The sequence below is a fragment of the Pseudoalteromonas sp. S3431 genome (assembly GCF_000690035.1).
Lineage (GTDB): Bacteria > Pseudomonadota > Gammaproteobacteria > Enterobacterales > Alteromonadaceae > Pseudoalteromonas > Pseudoalteromonas fuliginea.
In genome coordinates, this window is the sequence record NZ_JJNY01000011.1 from 1 (window position 1) to 21,386 (window position 21,386).

Below are 21,386 nucleotides of genomic sequence, written 5' to 3' on the forward strand. Positions count from 1 at the left end.
TAACAGCTTATTGAACACCACTTTGGGAGTTTATAACACCCCAAAACGGCGTATATTACATTGCTTAATAATTCCACTAAACAACTCCCATGTAAACAAGTAATTACGTATTTTGTAAAGTTATTGTTGTTAAAATACACCAAAACGACTTTTAATAATGTTATTGGACAAAACACGAACAACTGTCTATATATACAGTATGTTTTTAAAAGTTGAATATCATTTATGAAATCTCTCTTTCTAACCATGATTAAAGACCATATGTATAGCAAACGGTATGCAAAGAGCACTATTGAAGCTTATCTTTTTTGGATAGCTAGCTATATCCGCTTTAATAATATGCAGCACCCAAGCTCTATGGGAGACACTCAAGTGGAATCGTATTTGAACCATTTAGTAAACTCGCAAAACGTAGCGCAAGGCACACAAGCGCAGGCACTAAATGCGCTAAGTTTCCTATATAAATAAATAATTAAGAGCCCCCTTTCATTATCATTAGACTTTGTAAAAAGTGAACGCCCAAGAAAACTACCCGTTGTGCTTACTCAAACAGAAGTTTCAGCGCTATTTAAACACTTTGTAGCAAAGCATTATTTACCCTGTGGATTACTTTATGGCAGTGGTATGCGATTAATGGAGGTACTGCGTTTACGAGTACACGATATTGACTTTGACTATAACTGCATTCGAATTTGGGATGGCAAAGGAGGCAAAAATCGTGTTGTAACCCTTGCAGTAGAGCTCATACCGCAATTACGTTCTCAAATACAATTAGTTGATAGTTACCTGCAATTAGATCTGAAAAACCCATTATATAGCGGCGCTTACATGCCGCATTTGTTACGTAAAAAATATCCAAACCATAACAAACAGTTAGGTTGGCAATATTTATTTTCATCACACAAATTAAGTATTGATCCTGAGAGTAAGCAATTGAGACGTCATCATATCGATGAAAAGCAATTACAACGCGCGGTTAAAAAAGCTGCTTTTGATGCACATATTAATAAACACGTTACACCACATACTTTGCGCCACTCTTTCGCTACGCATTTGCTGCAAAGCGGCGCTGATATACGCACAGTACAAACACAACTGGGTCACAGCGACGTGCGTACTACGCAAATATATACCCATGTATTACAACAAGGTGCCAACGGAGTTATCAGCCCTTTTTCAAGATTATAAACTCCCCTATTTAAAACAAAAAAGCACAACCCAAAAGATCTATGCTTTTTTAATCAACCTTAAACCAGCTCCCTTTACAAACGAATTCCGCCGTCTACTGCTACTTTTAAAAACATAAAAAAGCCCCGCTTGTTTTTACACAAGCGGGGCTCCACACTAATTTTTTACTCAAGAATAAAAGCGCCGATACTGCGGGCGCTTTGCATCATTGAATTTAATTTTACTGATTAACTACGCTTTTAAGCGGGTTAATCGGCTGTGCGTTATCGTCTAGTATGTTCATATCAAAATCGAACTCATCTACACGAATCGCTTTTTCACGTTTGATGTTGTAATCAATTAACTGAACGTGTTCAGCTTGGGTAATTACGTTCGCCGCTAGTGCGTTATCAAGCGTAATGTTAAAACGTGCACCTGGTTTAATTACTTTAGCACGTAGTGCTTTTTTAACTTTAGCCAGCTCGCCAAGTGATGCCATTTTAGCTTTGTAAGCTTGCTCATTAATATGATGACCATCGCCCTCAACTGGCTTAACTAAATGCGTAATTTGCGCTTTAAATGCGGTATCTAGCTGAGCTTGCTTAGCTAGTTCGCGGATTAAATCATCGCTAATTTTTGGCATTTTAGTTGAGTAGTTCATTGTAATGAAACGAATAAACTTACGTGTACCACTTGCAGGGAAGTTATCTAAAAACTTATGCAATGCTTCTTCAGCACTTTGTAGTGCAAAACGCGTCGCGTAATGGAAATACGGCGCTGCTTGCTCACGGTCACTACTTGATACTTTTTGCTCGTAATATTTAATTGATGCCATAGCTGCATATAAGAAGCTCATTACATCGCCTAAACGTGCCGATAGCATTTCTGCTTGTTTTAACTTACCGCCAAGTACAAGTAACGAAAAGTCTGCGTACACTGCAAGTTTTGCAGATAACTTATGTACTGCTTTTTCGTAGTCGCGTACTTCTGGTAATTCAGAGTTTGCACTTGCTGTAAATGGTAAAACACCAAGGCGGAAAGCACGTAAGCTGTTTGCTGTGCTGTAGCCAATTGTTTTACGTAAAATACCGTTAAATTCTTTATCTGCGCCTTTGTCTTCGCTATGAATTGACTCAACCATAGATTGTAAATATGGGTGACAACGCATAACACCTTGACCAAAAATCATTAGGTTACGAGTAAGAATGTTCGCGCCTTCTACCGTAATGGCAATCGGCTGAGCAACATAACCACTTGCTAAGGTATTTTGTGGACCGTTTTGAATCGCTTTTCCTGCTTGAATATCCATTGCTGAATCAAGTACGTCGCGACCAAGCTCTGTCATGTGGTATTTAGCGATTGCGGTTACTACTGATGGCTTTAAGCCCATGCCTAAGCCTTCAGTTGTAAGTACGCGCATTGCTTCTTGTAGGTATGTTTTACCTGCAATGTCAGCTAGTTTTTCTTGAATACCTTCAAATTGGCCAATCGCTAAACCAAACTGTTCACGCACTGCTGCGTATTCAGACGCTGATTTAAATGCAACTTGTGCTGTACTCACACCTAGCGCAGGTAATGAAATACCACGGCCGGCACCTAAACAGCTAACCAGCATTTGCCAACCACGGCCGATATTTTTTTGCCCGCCAATAACAAAGTCCATTGGTACAAATACTTTGTTACCACGTGTAGTACCGTTGTAAAAACGAATACCCATAGGGTCGTGGCGATTACCAAGCTCAACACCTGGGTGCTCTTTTGGAATAAGTGCACAGGTAATACCTAAGTTTTCTTTACCACCTAATAAACCATCAGGGTCAACTACTTTAAATGCTAAACCAAGTACGGTAGCAATAGGTGCTAGTGTAATGTAGCGCTTGTCCCAAGTAATTTCTAAACCAAGCACTTCTTCGCCGTTGTACATACCTTTAGTTACTTTACCAACATCAGGAATACCGCCTGCATCAGAACCCGCTTCTGGGCTTGTTAATGCAAAACATGGAATATCTGTACCATTTGCTAGGCGTGGTAGGTAATGTGCTTGCTGTTCTTGCGTACCAAAGTGAAGTAGTAACTCACCTGGGCCTAACGAGTTTGGAACCATGACGGTTACCGCAACTGCTGAACTTTTAGTCGCAATTGTGCCAACAATAGTAGAGTTTGCATAAGGGCTAAACTCTAAACCACCAAACGACTTAGGAATGATAAGCGAGAAAAAACGCTCTTTTTTCAAAAATTCTAAGATGTCATTTGGTAAATGAATGCCGTTTTGAATCACTGAATCGTCAATCATGCCCAGTAGTTCTTTTACTGGACCGTCTAAGAATGCTTGCTCGTCTGCGCTTAATGTAGCTGCAGGTACGTCGCGCAATGCGCTGAAATCAGGTTTACCTTGATAGATAGACCCTTCAAGCCATACATCACCCGCGTCTAACGCTTCTTGTTCAGTGATAGAAATACTTGGTAATACTTTTTTTAGTTTTGTACGTAAACTCATGATTGAACTCATCCGACCAGCTAAATAATACCTACATTACGTCATAAAAAATCGTTTAGATCAATTACTCTATTCAATTAATTAACAGTTTTTTCAATTTATTTTCTTTACCTGAACGTAAACTGTTGAAACACAAAGGCTTACAGTTGTACGCTGAAAATAACTGTTTTTATTAAAATGACGAATAAAACAGCTAATAAACCTGAACTCTGGATAATAAATCTATCTCTAGCAGCTATTTTCAGCGCTAACTGCGTTGAATTTACTTGCAATAGGCCAGCTATTGACGCGTAAATTCGCCTTGTTTTCATTGAAAATCTCTGGCTAGAGAAAATAAATTTAAATATCACCATGATTCAATATGTTAGTAAATCTCTTAACCAAAGTTCAGGTTAATAAATAAAAATACGATTTGGTGGGATGCAAAATACATAAAATAGGCATAAAAAAACGCAGCATAAAATGCTGCGTTTTTTAAAGTGACGTATGCTTATGGTGCTACATGAACAACTTGTTTACCCGTAAAGCCACCCGCTAATTGCTTATTAAGCGCATCAGACACAGCCTGTGCATTAAACTCAACTGCGGTGAGTGCAGGCGTTTTAATATCGCCATTACACGCGCCTTCTAGCAATAAGTTACCCATAAAGCTTAAACGCTGTTGTGCACATAAACTATTAGCAAGCCATGCACCACCAAGCGATACCACGCTAATATTGGGCGCTCTGCGATACATTAGGTCCTGATCAAAGCATGGCAATGGATTTAGGCATGCAATTTTGCCGCAAAAGCGCATTAACTCAATATTACGAGCTGTTGACTCACCACCAATTGTATCTATAACGGCATCAAAACCTTGCGGGCCGAGCTCTCTGCGAATTTTGTCACACAACTTTTTATCGTTGTAATCAAAAACCACCTCAGCACCTAACTGCTTAACCAGTTTATGGTTTCTTTTCGATGCAGTTGCAAAAACGTTTGCCCCCCGCTGCTTAGCATACTGAATAGCAAACTGCCCTACGGCCCCCGCACCACCTTCGATAAGTACAGTGTCGCCTTCGTTAATACTTAATTTGTCTATGCTTATAAGTGCAGCCATACCGGCACAAGGCAAAATAGCGGCCACCGCAGGGCTTAACCCTGCTGGTAATACCGATACTGCGTAGTTAGGTACTTTTGCGTATTCACTCAATACACCTTGACCACCCACACTGGCATGCCACATGACCCGCTCACCCACGCTAGGAAAAACGCCTTTATTTGCTTTTACCACCACTCCCACGGCGTCAAGACCTAAAACATGGGGGTATTGCCAATTACAAAAACCCGATTTGGCAAATTGCCCATCAACAGGATTTAAGCCAACGTATTCAACTTTAATAAGCAATTCGTTGTCTGCACACTCTGGGACAGGCAATTGAACGTCAGCCAAGCTAATTTCTTCGTTTGGCTCTGGTAATACAATGGCGCGCATAGTGTGCGGTATAGTGTATTCATGTGTAACATCAGTATTAGGCATCAATATAACTCTACTTCTTAGTGTTGCTTAAAGCATAACTCCATCGCCCGTTAAATGACTGATAAGCATTAACTTTAGCGAGTAGCGATGAAATTTTTGAATCGACAGCGTTCTCTTGCGCTATTAAAACATCCTGACGCGCATCTAACAACTCAAGATAAGGAATTTGCCCTTCTTCGTACATTGCCTGTGCTTGTAAAAATGCTTTATTAGCAAAGTCATAACGCTCATCGGCAAAGCGTTTTTGCTGTGCTTGATTGACCAACAATTGCAGTGAAAGTTCACTTTCACTTAGTGCACTTAACACCACTTGTTGATAATCGCTGTAAGCGGCCTCACTTAAAAACTGCTGCGCGTCACGCTGCGCTAAAAGCGCAGGATAACTTAAAATAGACCACTGTAACTGCGGCGCTACTTGCCACTGTTGTTGTGTATCACTAAAGCCATTACTACCTAAACTAAGTACTCCAGCAAAACCACTTAAACTTATATCTGGCAATAACGCTTTGCTTGCGGCAACACTTAAACTGTTAGCTTGGCTAAAGTTATAAAGCGCACGGCTAATATCGGGTCTTAGTGCAATTGCGTTATTTGGCTCATTAAGAGACACCTCAAACTCATGCTCTAAAATAGCTTGTTCATTACTTAATTCAACGTTTTGCGTTAAACGCCCAGTAAGCACGGCAAGCGTTGACAGGTCGCGATATTTTGCATATTCAAAAGCAGGAACAAGTGCTTGCTGCTGTCTAAGCTGCGCCATAGTACGATTTAAATCAAGTTCGCTTGCAACACCTTCATCAACGCGAGCTTGTAGTACGTCTATGCTTTGTTCAAGCGCTTCTATTTGCAGCGCTACAATGTGTTGTTTTTCAACATTACCCTGATAGCTTACAAACCCTTTAACAACCGACGAGACTACTTCAATCTGAAGTAAACGTACTTGCTCTGCTTGGCTCATAGCCGATGCATTTGCCGCATCAACCAATGCTGTAATGCGCCCAAACAAATCAAGTTGCCAGTCGAGCGCTAAATTAGCACTCGATTGACGACTATTTACGTCACCCAAACCACTGCGCTGAGCACTAATTTCAGCACCACCTTGCGGCAGGTATTGTGCTTTTTGCTCACCTAATCGTGCGAGCGCACTTTTAAGCGTTAATTGGCTAGTTTTTAAATCGTAGTTATTTGCAAGTGCCTGAGTTACCAGCTGATTCAATTGGCTTGATTCAAGCCCTTTCCACCAGCTTGTTTCGTCAGCGCCAGTAAGCTGCTCAGCAACGGCTGCTTTTGCCACAAACTCATTAATTGCGTTTTGCTCACTGAGCGTATCTATTTTGCTCGCACAGCCTGATAAAAACGCAGCCACCAATACAGTACTTATTGTTAAGCGTGTTTTTAGCGTTTTATTTGCTAACTTATTCATGTGGTAACTCCTGCGCTTTTTCTTTTTTATTTACTACAAGCATATAAAATACCGGTGTAAACAATAAGCCAAACACGGTTACACCAATCATGCCTGAGAACACGGCATTACCCATTGCATGGCGCATTTCGGCTCCTGCGCCGGTTGCCAATACAAGCGGTATAACACCAGCTGTAAACGCAATTGAGGTCATTAATATTGGGCGCAGGCGCATACGACACGCCGCTAATATGGCATCAAAATGTGATAATCCAGTCTCATTTTGATCTTTCGCAAATTCAATCATAAGAATCGCATTTTTGGATGCCAAGGCAACTAATACGATTAATGCTATTTGCGTAAATATATTGTTGTCTGAACCTACAAACCACACACCAAGTAACGCTGAAAATATGGTCATTGGCACGATTAAAATAATAGCCAATGGTAAACGCAAGCTTTCATACTGAGCAGCAAGTACCATAAATACCAGTAGCACTACCAGTGGGAATACATACACCATGGTATTACCCGCAAGTACTTGTTGGTAAGTAACCTCAGTCCACTCGTATTCAATACCACTTGGCAAGTTATCAGCAAGGATTGCTTCAATCGCCAGCTGTGCTTGATCTGAGCTGTAACCCGGCGCTGGGCTGCCGTTAAGTTCTGCACTTGGGTAACCGTTGTAATGCATTACACGGTCAGGACCAATTGTTGGTGTAACCGTTAATACTGAACCTAATGGCACCATGTTACCCGCGCGGTTTCTCACTTTTAAATTAAGGATTTGGTCAGGGTCTAAACGGTAATCAGCATCTGCTTGCGCATTTACCTGGTACGTACGACCAAACAAGTTAAAGTCATTTACATACACCGAACCTAAGTAAATTTGTAATGCATTAAATACTTCATCAAGTGGAATACCCTGAATTAGTGCTTGTTCGCGGTCTACATCTATATCCATTTGTGGTACTTGAATACGAAAACTTGAGTAAAGCCCCATTAACGCAGGATCTTGCTGTGCTTTACCAATAACCGTTTGCAGGCTATTAAATAACGCTTCGAATCCTTTGTTTGATCGGTCTTCAATTTGCAACTTAAAGCCACCTGTTGTGCCTAAACCTTGAATTGGCGGTGGTGGGAATACCGCGACAAATGCTTCATCAATTGCAGCAAACCGTTGGTTTAGCTGCGCGGCAATAGCCATTGCAGATTTACTTGGATCGGCGCGGTCTTCAAACGCATCTAAAGGTGTAAAAACAATACCGCTGTTAGGGCTATTGGTAAAACCATTTACCGACAAACCAGGAAAAGCAACCGTATGCGCAACACCCGGAACATCTAAGGCAATTTGCTGCATTTGTCTTAATACATCTTCAGTGCGGTCAAGGCTTGCTGCGTCTGGTAACTGAGCAATCGCCACTAAGTATTGCTTATCTTGTTGTGGAATAAAGCCACCAGGTACGGTATCAAACAGTTTAATTGTACCGCCAACCAGTGCAACATAGGCCACCATAGCAATTAGGCTTAGGCGAATTAGCTTTTTAACCAATTTTTCGTAGCCCTTTGCGCCACGGTCAAATATGCGGTTGAATGGTTTAAATAACCAACGACCAAATAATTTATTTAGTAAACGTGTAAATGCATCTGGTTTTGCATCGTGCGATTTTAATAACAGCGCTGCTAATGCAGGTGAAAGTGTTAATGAATTAAACGCTGAGATAATAGTCGAAATTGTAATTGTAAGTGCAAATTGCTTATAAAACTGACCAGACAAACCCGTAATAAAGGCGGTTGGAATAAATACTGCACTTAATACCAATGCAATAGCAATAATAGGGCCGGTTACTTCGTTCATAGCAACGCGGGTGGCTTCAAGTGGTGATAAACCTTGCTCTATATTACGCTCAACGTTTTCTACTACTACAATCGCATCATCTACAACAATACCTATGGCAAGTACTAATCCAAATAACGATAAGGTATTAATCGACACACCCAACCACTGCATAACAGCAAACGTACCAATAAGTGAAATAGGCACAGCAATAAGCGGGATAATAGACGCACGCCATGTTTGTAAAAATACAATAACTACAATTACAACCAGTACAATGGCTTCAAGTAACGTTGCAATTACTGCGTCAATCGAGCCGCGTACAAATACAGTAGGATCGTAAACAATGTCGTATTTAACCCCTTCAGGAAAATCTTTTGATAAACGCGCCATGGTTTCGCGCACTTGATCCGAAAGCTCAATAGCATTAGAACCTGGGCGCTGAAATATAGGCATTGCGAGCGCTGGTTGAGTGTCTAACTCTGCGCGCAGTGAGTAAGTATCTTGCCCTAATTCAACACGTGCAATATCAGATAAACGTGTTAACTGACCTTCATCGCCTACTTTAATAATTACTTGTTCAAACTCTTCAATACTATTTAAACGCCCTTTCACATTTAATAGTATTTGGAATTGGCTGTCGTTTGATACCGGCTGAGCACCTAAGCTACCTGCGGCCACTTGTTGGTTTTGCGAACGAAGCGCAGTTACAACATCGGTTGCTGTTAGCTCACGTGCTGCTAATGCATCTGGGTTTAACCATACCCGCATTGAGTATTTGCCCGCACCAAATAAGCGAATGTCGCCTACACCAGGTAGTCGTGCAATTTCGTCTTTAACATACAAATCGGCATAGTTAGATAAATACGCGGTATCGTGTGTTTTTTCTGGCGAATATAAATGCACCACCATGGTTAGATCCGGTGATGACTTTTCGGCTACCACGCCTAAACGTTGTACTTCTTCTGGCAAACGCGGCAATGCACTGTTTACACGGTTTTGTACTTGTACTTGAGCACGGTCTAAATCGGTACCCAATGCAAATGTTACCGTTAGGGTCATACGCCCATCGCTGGTTGCTTGTGAAAACATGTACAGCATGTTTTCAGTACCGTTTATTTCTTGCTCCAGTGGTGTTGCCACTGTTTGAGCAATAACCGTTGGGTTAGCACCGGGGTAACTTGCTGTTACAACTACTGTTGGTGGAACAACTTCTGGATATTCACTGACTGGTAGCTGAAATAAAGAAATGCCACCTGCAATTAAAATAACTAAAGACAACATAGCCGCAAATATCGGCCGTTGAATAAAAAAGTGTGAAAATTTCATCAATAAACCTTATTGCTTAGCCACTAAGCGTGATTCGTCATTAGAGAGTGTGAATGCAACATCACTGCTGTCTATTGTCACTGTGTTTGGTGCAATTGGCATACCTGGGCCTACGCGAGCAGGACCATTTACGGCAATCACATCACCTTCAGACAAACCCGATGTTACTGCGCGAAGCGAACCATAACGCTCACCCACAGTGACTAATTTGTACTGCAATACGTTGTTTTCGCCAACGGTTAATACAAAGCGATTTTTTAAATCAGTGCCGATTGCTCTGTCTGGCACAATAATTTGTTCACTAATTGAATTAGCCGCTAATTTAATACGCGCAAATGACCCTGAACGAAGTTGGTTATTATCTTCGTCAAATACAGCGCGCACACGCAAAGTACCCGTAGAGGCATTAATTTGGTTATCAATAAAGTTGATATACCCTTTGTATGCAAAGTCGTGTTGCCCTACTTTTTGCATAACAATAGGCTGGCGGCTAGCGGCTGTTACATTACTAAAAGCACTATTCCAAGTGCGTTCATCAATATCAAAGTATGCATACATTTTTTCATTAGAAACAATACTTGTTAATACACTTTGACCCGCAATAATATTATTGCCTTTAGTAATGTTTGCACGCGAAATAACACCATCAATTGGCGATACAATTGAAGTGAATTCTAAATCTAGTTCGGCTGATGTAAGCTGTGCTTGCAAAGCAGCAAGCTGTGCTTCACGTTGGCGTAAAACAGATGTACGAGATTCAGCCTGCTCAGTAGAGATTGCTTTACGCTGTGTTAAACGTACCGCGCGTTTAGCTTCACTTTTTGCTTGCTCTAATGCAGCTTGTGCACTGTTAATTTGTGCTTCAAGGCTGGCTACCACAGCCGCAAATGGGCGGTCGTCTAACTTAAATAATAGGTCGCCCTTTTTAACATTGTCGCCTTCATTAAATGCAATGTGATCAATAACACCTGACACACGCGGCATTAATGCCACTTCTTGAGGAGACTCTAAACGCGTTGTATAGGTGTGCCAACTCTGTACTGGTTTAACAAGTACCGTTGCAACATCAATTGGTTGAAGATGTTGCGCCTGAGCTGAAGGTGGTGTGCTTTCGTCAGCACAACCCGCAAGTGTTAATAATACGCCAGCGAGTGCAGCAGCAATTAAATGTTTTTTCATGAAGACGCTCCTTTTATAATTAGTGTTGCATAGTACGTATTAAGCTTGCGGACAAAAAGCATAGATTTTTAAATTCATTAGTGCCAAAATGGCATCAATAAATTAATTAGGATGTAATAATGGATACGACAAGTCGGCTTTTGATGTTGCTTGAGGTGGTAGAACAAGGCTCTTTTGCCAAAGCGGCTGAAATTCGTAACATTGACCGCTCTGTTATTTCTAAGCAAATTAGTCGCTTAGAAGACGAACTCGGCGTTAGGCTACTTAATCGCACGACTCGCTCATTTTCACTCACTGCTGCAGGCGCAGAAATGATAAAAAAAGCCGCTGAGCTAAGAGAGCTGCTTGGTGAAACAGTGCGCATGGCTGAAAACTACCATTTAGAGCCCCGAGGCGTATTAAAAATCACATCATCAACCTTGATCGGACGCCGTTACTTGCAACCGGTACTGAATAATTTTCAAAAACGCTTTCCTCAGGTTGAGGTAGAACTTCGCTTAGATGATAGGCTCGTTGATATTGTGTCCGAAGGCTTTGATTTAGCATTTAGAGTTGGCGAGCCAAAAGATTCATCGCTTATTGCTCGTAAAATTGCGCGTAACCGACTATTGATTGTCGCAGCACCTGAGTTTATAGAGACTTATGGGATGCCTAAAACAATGGAAGATTTAGCCGATTTGCCCGCAGCAAGCTATGCTAGCAATTCTATAAGGGTTGAAGGAGTCGATTACTACAATAGTAAAGGTGAGCCTTGTGAGCAAAAAATAAAGAGCGTATATCGTGCAAACGATGCGGAAGTACTCCTAATGAAAGCAATTTCAGGCACGGCCTATTTTGTAGCACCCGCATTTATAATTGGCAATGAAATCACAGATGGTAAATTAATTCCGCTCTTAACGGATATAAAATTGATGGAATACAGTGCTATGTATGCTGTTTACCCACATCGTGACTTACCTGTGCGAACGCGATTGTTTTTTGATGCGGTCCGAGAGTACTTAGGAAAAGATAAACCAATTTGGGAAAATGGCATTCCTAACTTTGAACAAATGTATTAAACCAAGTTGAGTAGAGTTTTCTTCAATACGTTAACCATATACTTTATTGCGCCCAAGGCGTTTTGCTTTATAGAGTTCTTTATCTGCTAAGTTCACAAATTCAAGAAGAGTTTGACCATTTTTGTATTCAGTTACCCCAATACTGATGGTTAAATTAATCACTTTACCGTCGATGTCTATATTAGTGGTTTCAACTATCGATCTTAGCTTTTCTGCAGCGGCAAACGCATCATCAGCGTTTTTGAATGAGCTAAGAAGTGCAAACTCCTCGCCTCCGACTCTAAATACATACCCTTTAGCGAGAGTCACTCTTAACAATGCAGCAATTTCTACGAGTACTTTATCGCCAACATCGTGACCATATTTATCATTCACTTGTTTGAAAAAATCTAAATCTAATAAAAACAAAAAAAGTTGAGATTTATCTTGTAGTTCCACTTCAAAATAATGGCTCATTGAAAGTCGATTGCCTGCTCCTGTTAATGGATCAAGTAATGCTAAGTTTTTTAATCGTTTAGAAGAATGTGCCCTACTCACTTCAAAAATATGTGATACTGCCCATATACTTATGTACGTGAGTGATAAATTTAAGCTTAGATTAAATGTGGTAAAGGGGAGCAATGGCGACTTTTCGAATAAGATAATACTTTGCAGACTAAGTAAGGACGCTGATAAAATTACCCCTGGGTATTTACCAAGCAGAAGATAATATAAAATGGGGAGCGCAAATGACCAAATGAATACACCATTTTTAGGCGTTGCTATGTAAGTTCCAAACACCACTATTAATGTAATAAGCGCGCACATTACAATCGATTGCCAAACTTGAAGAGCTTGTTTACCTAAGCGAATAAAAGTGTACAAACAATATAAAGAAAAACATATTTCTAAATAACCAAGTGTATAAAAGTTGTTTACTGTTAAATTAAAGGCAGAAAAGATTGCAGATAAGCTGCCAAAGCAGAAGCACATCCACCTAAGTACATTCCATCTCAGAACTTTAGTACTATTAAGAGCTGCGATATCCATTCATAAAACTTAATAATGAAATAAAAATCCAGTTTAACGTGAAAAATAGAGATAACAAGCTTTACAAATATAAAATTCTGAGTATTAGTACTGTTTTTAGTAAGTTAAGTTAGGGCGTGTTGACCTTTGGTGGGTGAATTTGCAGCAGTGTGTTTGGTTTTTAGGGAAGGCAGAGCCTATGTAGTGTGGTTATTCCCCATCAATAGGCGATACCGCAACATAAATACCAAACACGCGCAGCCAGTTGGCTCATCCTAAGAGCGATTTATTCCTTGTTGCATACATAGATGTAACAAGGAAAGTAACGCAGAAACTGTTACCAAATTCGCAAACTTCACGCTGCGATTAAATCGCCCTTCCATAGTAATAAAAAAACACTTTATTGCTGCGGGCTTATTTATACTTAAAAATCAGCTAGCCACCCAACATCGATAAATTAGTCGTAATACCCGTATTACCTTGTTGCAATAAGTGGGATGGCTTTTTAGTTTTAATATAGCGCGATAACAATGCGATTAACGCTTCGTTTGAATCGCTGTTCATATGCTCTCTTAGAGAGATGCCCTCTTCAGAGAATAAACACAAATGTAAATTACCTAACGAAGACACCCTTAATCTATTGCAGGTACTACAAAAGTCGTTGCTATAGGGCATTATTAAGCCAATATTACCTTGATAATCTGGGTGCGAAAACTCTTGCGCGGGGCCCGCTGAAGCACCTTGAATGATACGTTGCCACCCTTTTTGCAATAACTTGGTTTTTATTGATTCACCTGAGAGATGGTTTGCATCAAAAAAATCTTTATTATCGTTTGTCTGCATCAATTCAATAAAACGAATAGTGACAGGTCGGTGTTTAAGCCAACTTAAAAAGGTGTCTAGCTCTGAGGCGTTATATTGTCTCATCAGTACACTATTTATTTTTACTGACGAAATACCGCTATCAACCGCTGCATCTATACCACGCATCACAGACGCAAATTTATCGTGCCCTGTAATTGAGTTGAACATACGTGGATCAAAGCTATCAATACTCACATTAATGGCACTTAAGCCGGCATTTACCCAATCATTAATGTTTTTTTGTAAAGAAAAACCATTTGTGGTCGCGGCGATTTGACTTATACCAGTTGTGTCTTTTGCTGCGCGGATGACATCTATAAAGTCTTTTCGAAGCGTTGGCTCCCCGCCGGTAATACGTACCTTTTTAATACCATGATGAGCAAATGCTTTAATTGTATTACTTATTTCATTAAGCGAAAGAAAGTCTCGGTCGTGGTCACATTGATAACCATTTGGTAAACAATAAACACACTTAAAATTACACACGTCGGTAATTGATAAACGTAAGTAACTAAATTCTCGTCCTGCTGGATCGACTAACATAACTAAACCTTGGGTATAACTTAAGTATATTTATTACATGTTAAAGAGGTCGCATTAAAATACAAACCTCTTACACATATACTGCTTTTACTGTTTTATATTGACAAGCCCTTTTTAAGCTCATCTGGTTTCATAGGTAGGTTTCGTAAACGAACGCCAACCGCATTAAACACAGCATTACCAATCGCGGGGGCGATACCAATAACGCCCGGCTCACCTAAACCAACCGGAAACTCGTCACTTTGTATAAATTCAATATCCATATCCGGTACATCTTTCATTCTAAGTGGTAAGTAAGTATTAAAGTTGGTCGCTGAAACCTGTCCGTTTTGATACGTATTTGATTCATGCAACGCAAGGCTCGTTCCCCAAAGTGCAGACCCCTCTAATTGCGCTAACGCGCCATCAGGATGAACTATTAAACCTGCATCAACAACAATATACAGCTTTTTAAGGGTAATTTTTCCATTACCACGATTTACATGCACATGTGCCGCTGTAGCAATCCATGCAGGCATTGTACGTTCTTGCCCTGAACTCGCTGAAAAGCCGATACCTTCACTTTCACCTAACTTAATATTGGCTACTTTTTCAGATACTTTTGTAAGTACGTTATGCAAGCGTGCTGCCCCGCCGATACTCTCTGGTGCTTTACCTGCTTGCTTGCCTTTTGCATCTAGCATTTCAAGGCGAAAAGCAACAGGGTCTTTCCCCTGTTTGTGTGCAACCTCGTCAATGAACGATTCAAGGCTCCACGCAATCCAACCTGGCCCAACCGAGCGTAACCATCCTGGAATGAATGTGCTTTGTACAAGCTCATTATTAATGGCTCTTGCGCGATGGCTGTTCATGCTATACCAATGATCGGCACCCGATGCAGAAAACGCGTCAAACTTGCCTTTTCCATCAACACCTGGGGATAAAAACCCCGGTGCCATTGCTTTGGTTGGCCAACCCGCAGCAAAAGCATGTTCTAAGCCCGTGAAAACGCCGTTTTTATCAAACGATGCTGTCATTTTTGCAACAGAAGCTGAGCGTGATTGGTCAAATAAGCTGTCATCAGCTCGAGTAAATACAAGTTTTACAGGTTTGCCTACTGCTTTAGCTGTAAGGGCTGCGGGTACAGTCCAATCACCAAATAATCTACGACCAAAGCCACCACCTAAATAATAAGGGCGAATAATCACTTTCTCTTGCGCTACTTCAAGTGCTTTAGCTATCGCAGGTAGTGTTAGCGACTGCCATTGATTACCGGTATGGATAATCCAATTTCCATCTTTATACTGAGCAAGGGCATTTAAAGGCTCTAATTGGTAATGGCTAGCGGTCGCTGTGGTATACATTGATTCAAGTAATTCTTTGGCATCGCTTTGCGTTTTCTTAATATTGCCTTCATCAACAAATAAAGTGCCTGAATCGGTTTGCTCACACAAACGTATACCCTCTTTTTGAATATCAGACTCAGTTACGTTTGCTGCGTTACCTTTTTTATACTTAACCTTTAGTACATCAACCGCTTTAATGGCACTGGGGTAGTTATCAGCAAGTACAACAACCCACCCTTCTACCGTATTACTCGGGTCGGTTAAAATCTCATAACCTTTGTACCCTTTAATCGCTTTTGCTGCTGTGTCATCAACACTTATCACTTTGCTGCCAAACCGTGTTGGCGGAATTACTGGACGAGCATAGAGCATCCCCTCAACTTCTACGTCAATACCATACACAGCAGTACCATTGGTTTTAGCTGGTATATCAAGCGCTTTAAAATCTTGTTTAAGCCCTGTTAAATGACGTTTATTGGCAGGTTTTAGTGGTAAAGTAGCAACTTCTTCACTTGTAAAAGTACGATTAAACTCACCTTTTTTAACTAAATCAGTATAACTAACAGATTTATCGCCAGAGATTATATACCCTTTTTCAGCGTGGCATGTATCCACAGCCACACCCAGCATTTTTGCGCCTGCTTCTATTAGCGCAATTCTACCAGCGGCACCTGCTTGGGATAGTGGTTTAAAGCTTTGAAAAACCGACCACGAACCGCCAGTTACCATATAACCCCATTTTTCATGGGTATCTACATACGTAATTGATACTTTTTCCCAATCACATTCCAGCTCATCTGCAACTATACGCGCTAATGCAGTGCCTATATGTTGACCCATTTCAGCCTTTGCAATGCTTACTTCAACGCCACCTTCGGTGTTCATTGTCCACCAAATTGTAGGAGAGAATGCTTGCTGAGCTATTGATTCTTTAGCGCTTAGCGAGCCCGAAAAAAATGCTGGAGCAAACGCCATAACCAAACCTGCGCTTGCAGTACCAATCATGAACGAACGGCGGTTTAAATTAACGGTTTCACTATTTTTTTGAAATAATTTTTTCATTATTAGCTCCAGTTAAGCGTCTTGTGCGTTTGGATCAAAAATATTGACAACACTTTGTGACTCATCAGCCGCTCGTTGAATCGCTGTTTTAATGCGTTTGTATGCCATACAACGGCAATAATTGCCGTTCATATAGTTGGCTATTTCGTCTTCAGAGGGATTTGGGTTCGTTGCCAGTAATGTAGCTGCTTGCATTATCTGACCCGATTGGCAGTAACCACATTGTGGGACTTGTTCGTCAACCCATGCCTTTTGCAGTGGGTGTTCGTTATTTAATCCTTCGATGGTAGTAATTTTTTTGCCCGCAATAGCGCCTACAGGTAACAAGCACGAACGCGTAGCTTGTCCATCTAAGTGCACAGTACACGCACCACACATCCCAATACCACAACCAAATTTTGTCCCTTTTAGTCCAATTTCATCACGAATAACCCATAACAACGGTGTATCTTCACTCGCGTGTGATTCAATCACCTTGCCATTAATTGTAAACGTCACCATAGCTTGCCCCTTGATTAAGCTTTTATAGCAACTCTTTAAGTTATACGTATAACTTAAAGAGTTGCTATAACTATTAAAAAAATGTAATTACTGACCTTACTCATTACTTTTGTCGTGAAAATGCTTTACAGCGTTTTTCTATAAACTCATGGAGTTGCGCTTCAGTGTCTATATCCAAACTCGCACATTTTAAATTAACAGTATTAACTTCTTCATCATTGCAACGCAGTAGATGCTGCGCACCTTTATCTGTAGTTAAGCCGCTAAGCTTCGATAGATCAACGTTAGGAAATATCGCAGGCACGCCTAAACGCTCGCCGTAATTAGCACACCAACGAGCAGGATGCTTTTTAAAATTTGCAACTAATTCACTCAAATGTTCTGTAGTAAGCTCAACCTGATCAGCAAGCATAAATAAAATACCATCTGGCTGCTGATTTTTTAAAATAGCTTTTGTGGCTGTCGCAATAGAATCACCTAACCCTTTATCCCATTGTTTATTTTCAATCAGCTTAATATTTTTATTATTTTCGAGCGTGTTTTTTACTTCTTTATGCCATGCACCCGTGACGACAAATACAGGTGAGCTATCAAGTGCTTGTATAACATCAACCGCACGTTCAATCATCGTTTGGCCTGCGCCAATATCGGCAGTTAACTTACAACCATTGAACCGTGATGACTGCCCCGCCGCTAATATCACCTTAGCGATTAACACTTTTCATTTCCCCAGTAACTCAATGAGGTGGCATTTTTATTTGAAAACACGGCGTGTATTTCGCTAATGAGTGAAAGTGCAATGCTCTCTGGTGAGTCGCCGCCTAGATTTAAGCCTACAGGACCAAATACAGGTGACTTTACTTTCTCTAGCGAAGTATTCGCCTGCGTTAGCACTTGCGCCCGTCTATGTTTAGGGCCAAGTAAACCTATGTATTTAAATGCTATATCAGCGAGTACGCAAAGCACACTAGCATCAAGCTCAACACTGTGGGCCATTAAAACAGCGGCATCCACTTTGTTTTCTATACAATACTCACGTAATTGATTTGGCTTAGAACGTAAAATAGCATCAGCATTTGTAAAGTACTGCCTTTTAGCATTTGCTGGACGCGTATCCCATACGGTTACACTCCAACCAAGTTGTTTAGCAAGTGTATAAACAGGCACCGCGTCTGCCCCACCTCCTACAATAAGTATATGAGGCGCAGGGTAAATAGAAATATCTAAAAACGTTGCATCATTAATTTCAATCAGTTGAGCTTTTCGATTAATTGATAAACCTTGTTGCTCTGCGTTTAGAGCAAATTCCCCACAGCCACTAGGTATAATAGGGTTCACTTGTTGAAGGTAGTGCCCCGCTACATTGTCGTTAAGTGCTTTTCTCATATGTTCAAGCTGCAAATACTCGTTAGCCTTATGAATTGGCTGAAGTAAAATATGCACTATACCGCCACATCCAATACCTAACTGAAATGTTAAATCATCTTCATCTGTTGCATCGTAACTTATCGTTTTACTAGTTAACGTGCTCATTACTTGCTTAGCATGTCGCTGTATGTCAGCCTCTAGGCAACCACCAGAGAGCATACCTAAACGCTGCCCTAAACTCGAAATAAGCATCATTGCGCCTAGCTTACGATAACTAGAACCTTCTATTTGATACAAAGTGGCTAAAACCCACTCTTGTTTATCTTTGAGAGGCTCCCAGCTATTTAATATATTTTTTAAATCAGTAACCATACACTTTTACCTTAAAAAATCATCGTGTGTGCCGATGATTACTGCCACTTTACGTGACAATTTTTAGATTCGTTTAAACAACTACAAAAATTGAACAGCAACCTTACTTTGCCGTAACCTTATGTAACACTTTTATAGCAAAGTGATTGATTATTAATGTTTTAGCCCTCAATAATATCATCCAATGTGTCGATTAGCTCATCAAAACGTTCATTTACATTTTCGCGTTGTTTATCACTTAAAGTGGTATTTAACTCATTTAATAAATTTACATATAAACTAAGATTTTCATCATTAATTTTAAGCAGCTCTGGGCTCATATATAATTCACGCTCTTTTATAACCGTGCTTAATTGCTCAATAAACTCAGATTGCGTTAAATTTTCACTTTCAAATACTTGCTTAGCAGCATTTAAACGCTGTTGTTTGTATTCGAGCCACAGCTCACTTGAGTCCTGATGTTTATCGTTGGTCAGTTTAATTAGTATTTTTTGCTCAGCATTAAGTTTTCCGAGCCATTGCTCGTAATATTCTAATTGTTCTTCTAAACGATCTTTTTTACGTGCTATAAATGTTTGCTCGTTAAGTTCATCGCGTTCTTCATCAATTTTTTCTTGAATATTATTTATGAATGTTTTGCGCTGTAAAGGCGTTAAATTTTCACCTAATTCAGCCAAAGGCAAATAAGCGAATTCAAGTAAATTTCGCCAATGTTTTTTTGCAAAAACAACGTGTTCTTTAAGCCGAACGGGTTTTAAACCTTCGTTAAACAAGGTTTTTATATTTTGTATATCTTGTTTGTATGCTGGTAACTGCGTTGACCTATGCCAATGCTGTGTTGTTTCGATAATTTTTTTTAGTTGCTTGTTTTGTTGTTTATTTAAATCAACATAATCATCAACCCAAAACGATGAAAGCCAGCTTAAATTATTATAAGTAAATGAGGCAGAGCAACTGCATAAAAACAACATGCTAATAGCGACGCCTACATGTTTGAATTTTTTCATTTTAGTGTTGTTTAGCATCCCATTCCTTTTTTAACTTATATTGTTATTAAATAAATTCATTTGATAATAATTATCATTTACTATTGACTTGCATTCTATTACAAGTGATAATCGTTCGCATAAACATAGTGTAACGACCTCAGTGCCTAAGGAAGAAGTTACAGCAAGGATGCTGATATTTAATTAAGAAGACTGTGCCGCTTCGTGTTTTCTACTTACTCGACCCAAGTAGTCAGCACTCAAGATCACAATTACTTGCTACATTGCTCATATTAGTGACGGTTGATATGACTCAAAAAAGCCCTAACGGGCTTTTTTTATTTCTTTAAATTTTCTGCAATATCTGTATCTTACACACCACTTATAAATTTACTTCATGCAAAAAAACTCTGTTTTGAGCTATACATTACATATTCAGCCAAACTAGAAGCACTGTATCTTGCGTTTATATAAAAGCTGGCGTAAAACATAACAGTAGACACTTCTTTTTGCACTCACATTTAAACGTTACAACAGTCTATTTAGCGCATTAATTTGTAATAAAATGACGTTTGACTAATACATATTGCAACGATTACTAATTGGAGACATGAATATGTCACAGTTTAATTTAAAAACTTTAATACTTGCTAGCGTGTTGCTTACAAGCCCTTTTGCCCATGCAGGGCTCGAAGATGGCATTAAAGCAGCTAATGAAGGTTACTTTGAAGAAGCCCTGAAAGAGTTTGAATACCTTGCTGATAAAGGTTATGCACCTGGAATATATGAACTCGCGAAGTTATATGAAGGGGGTTACGGTGTAATTCGCGATTACCGTAAAGCCGCTCAACTTTATCAAGAAGGTGTTAAGAAAAACCATGTAGACTCTATGTTTGCATTAGCGGTGTTATATGATGAAGGCAAAGGCGTTAAGTTAGATAAACAAATGGCATTAAACTTATTTGAAAAAGCAGCCAATAAAAATTTACCCGCTGCGCAGTTTAATCTTGGTGTTATGTACGCGAATGGTGATGGCGTTAGCCACGATTTTGAACTTGCAAAAAAATGGTACGAAAAAGCAGCCGCTAATAATTACTCACTAGCGCAATTTAACTTAGCGCTCATGTATTTTGAAGGTTTAGGCATGCCAAAAGACTTAGAAAAGTCATACATTTGGAATACTATTGCTGAATACAACGGTAATATGCAAGCAAGCCATAGCCGAAAGCTCGATGAACGAAAAATGCTACCTAAAGAAGTTGAGGAAGCTAAAGAAAAAGCGGACGCTATTTATACCAAAATTTTAGCTGGTACATATGCAGGTGAAGGCCGATTGTTCTAATCTTTATATTCACTAAAGCTGAACTAT

14 protein-coding genes and 1 pseudogene are annotated in these 21,386 nt (G+C 40.0%); 3 read left to right on the forward strand and 12 right to left on the reverse strand.

The genetic code is table 11. The features are described from left to right. The first annotated feature begins 225 nt into the window (after positions 1–225). Positions 226–1,188: pseudogene (locus DO88_RS0118170) on the forward strand (integron integrase). A gap of 220 nt (positions 1,189–1,408) precedes the next feature. Here DO88_RS0118170 and DO88_RS15530 read toward each other — a convergent pair. From DO88_RS15530 to DO88_RS15510, 5 genes are all read right to left on the reverse strand, one after another. Beyond that, positions 1,409–3,664 (reverse strand): acyl-CoA dehydrogenase, encoded by a 2,256-nt coding sequence (locus tag DO88_RS15530; RefSeq protein WP_007375505.1) that lies wholly within the window; start codon positions 3,662–3,664, stop codon positions 1,409–1,411. Between the two features lie 490 nt (positions 3,665–4,154). Then, a complete protein-coding gene (locus DO88_RS15525; protein WP_033029865.1) occupies positions 4,155–5,183 on the reverse strand; it encodes a zinc-binding dehydrogenase in 1,029 nt (342 codons plus the stop codon). Positions 5,184–5,193: 10 nt separating this feature from the next. Continuing rightward, positions 5,194–6,606 (reverse strand): TolC family protein, encoded by a 1,413-nt coding sequence (locus DO88_RS15520; protein ID WP_033029863.1) that lies wholly within the window; start codon positions 6,604–6,606, stop codon positions 5,194–5,196. Next, on the reverse strand, positions 6,599–9,751 hold the full coding sequence (locus DO88_RS15515; protein WP_007375508.1) for an efflux RND transporter permease subunit: 3,153 nt from the start codon (positions 9,749–9,751) through the stop codon (positions 6,599–6,601). Before DO88_RS15515 ends, DO88_RS15520 begins: the two co-directional genes overlap by 8 nt. 9 nt (positions 9,752–9,760) lie before the next feature. Then, the gene (locus DO88_RS15510) at positions 9,761–10,930 is read right to left on the reverse strand and encodes an efflux RND transporter periplasmic adaptor subunit (protein WP_033038135.1); all 1,170 of its coding nucleotides are present in this window, start codon (positions 10,928–10,930) and stop codon (positions 9,761–9,763) included. Between the two features lie 119 nt (positions 10,931–11,049). Between DO88_RS15510 and DO88_RS15505 the strand changes: the two genes are divergently transcribed. After that, positions 11,050–11,988, forward strand: a complete 939-nt coding sequence (locus DO88_RS15505; protein WP_008134313.1) for a LysR family transcriptional regulator — start codon at positions 11,050–11,052, stop codon at positions 11,986–11,988. 30 nt (positions 11,989–12,018) lie between these two features. Here DO88_RS15505 and DO88_RS15500 read toward each other — a convergent pair whose 3' ends face one another. The 7 genes from DO88_RS15500 to DO88_RS15470 all read right to left on the reverse strand — a co-directional run bounded on the left by DO88_RS15500 (position 12,019) and on the right by DO88_RS15470 (position 20,056). Further along, on the reverse strand, positions 12,019–13,017 hold the full coding sequence (locus DO88_RS15500) for a GGDEF domain-containing protein (RefSeq protein WP_033015114.1): 999 nt from the start codon (positions 13,015–13,017) through the stop codon (positions 12,019–12,021). 414 nt (positions 13,018–13,431) lie between these two features. After that, the gene (moaA, locus tag DO88_RS15495) at positions 13,432–14,403 is read right to left on the reverse strand and encodes a GTP 3',8-cyclase MoaA (RefSeq protein WP_007375513.1); all 972 of its coding nucleotides are present in this window, start codon (positions 14,401–14,403) and stop codon (positions 13,432–13,434) included. A gap of 95 nt (positions 14,404–14,498) precedes the next feature. Then, a complete protein-coding gene (locus DO88_RS15490) occupies positions 14,499–16,790 on the reverse strand; it encodes a xanthine dehydrogenase family protein molybdopterin-binding subunit (RefSeq protein WP_033038137.1) in 2,292 nt (763 codons plus the stop codon). Between the two features lie 12 nt (positions 16,791–16,802). Continuing rightward, positions 16,803–17,291 (reverse strand): (2Fe-2S)-binding protein, encoded by a 489-nt coding sequence (locus DO88_RS15485; RefSeq protein WP_007375515.1) that lies wholly within the window; start codon positions 17,289–17,291, stop codon positions 16,803–16,805. A 103-nt stretch (positions 17,292–17,394) separates the two neighbouring features. Beyond that, positions 17,395–18,009 (reverse strand): nucleotidyltransferase family protein, encoded by a 615-nt coding sequence (locus tag DO88_RS15480; RefSeq protein ID WP_033038140.1) that lies wholly within the window; start codon positions 18,007–18,009, stop codon positions 17,395–17,397. Beyond that, positions 18,003–19,031 (reverse strand): XdhC family protein, encoded by a 1,029-nt coding sequence (locus DO88_RS15475; protein WP_033038141.1) that lies wholly within the window; start codon positions 19,029–19,031, stop codon positions 18,003–18,005. The genes DO88_RS15480 and DO88_RS15475 overlap by 7 nt, the downstream gene beginning before the upstream one ends. A gap of 161 nt (positions 19,032–19,192) precedes the next feature. Next, positions 19,193–20,056, reverse strand: a complete 864-nt coding sequence (locus DO88_RS15470; RefSeq protein ID WP_007375518.1) for a DUF6279 family lipoprotein — start codon at positions 20,054–20,056, stop codon at positions 19,193–19,195. 577 nt (positions 20,057–20,633) lie between these two features. On the opposite strand from DO88_RS15470, the gene DO88_RS15465 reads away from it, so the two are divergent. Next, positions 20,634–21,359, forward strand: coding sequence for a tetratricopeptide repeat protein (locus DO88_RS15465; protein WP_007375520.1), 726 nt, complete (start codon positions 20,634–20,636; stop codon positions 21,357–21,359). Positions 21,360–21,386 lie beyond the last annotated feature (27 nt).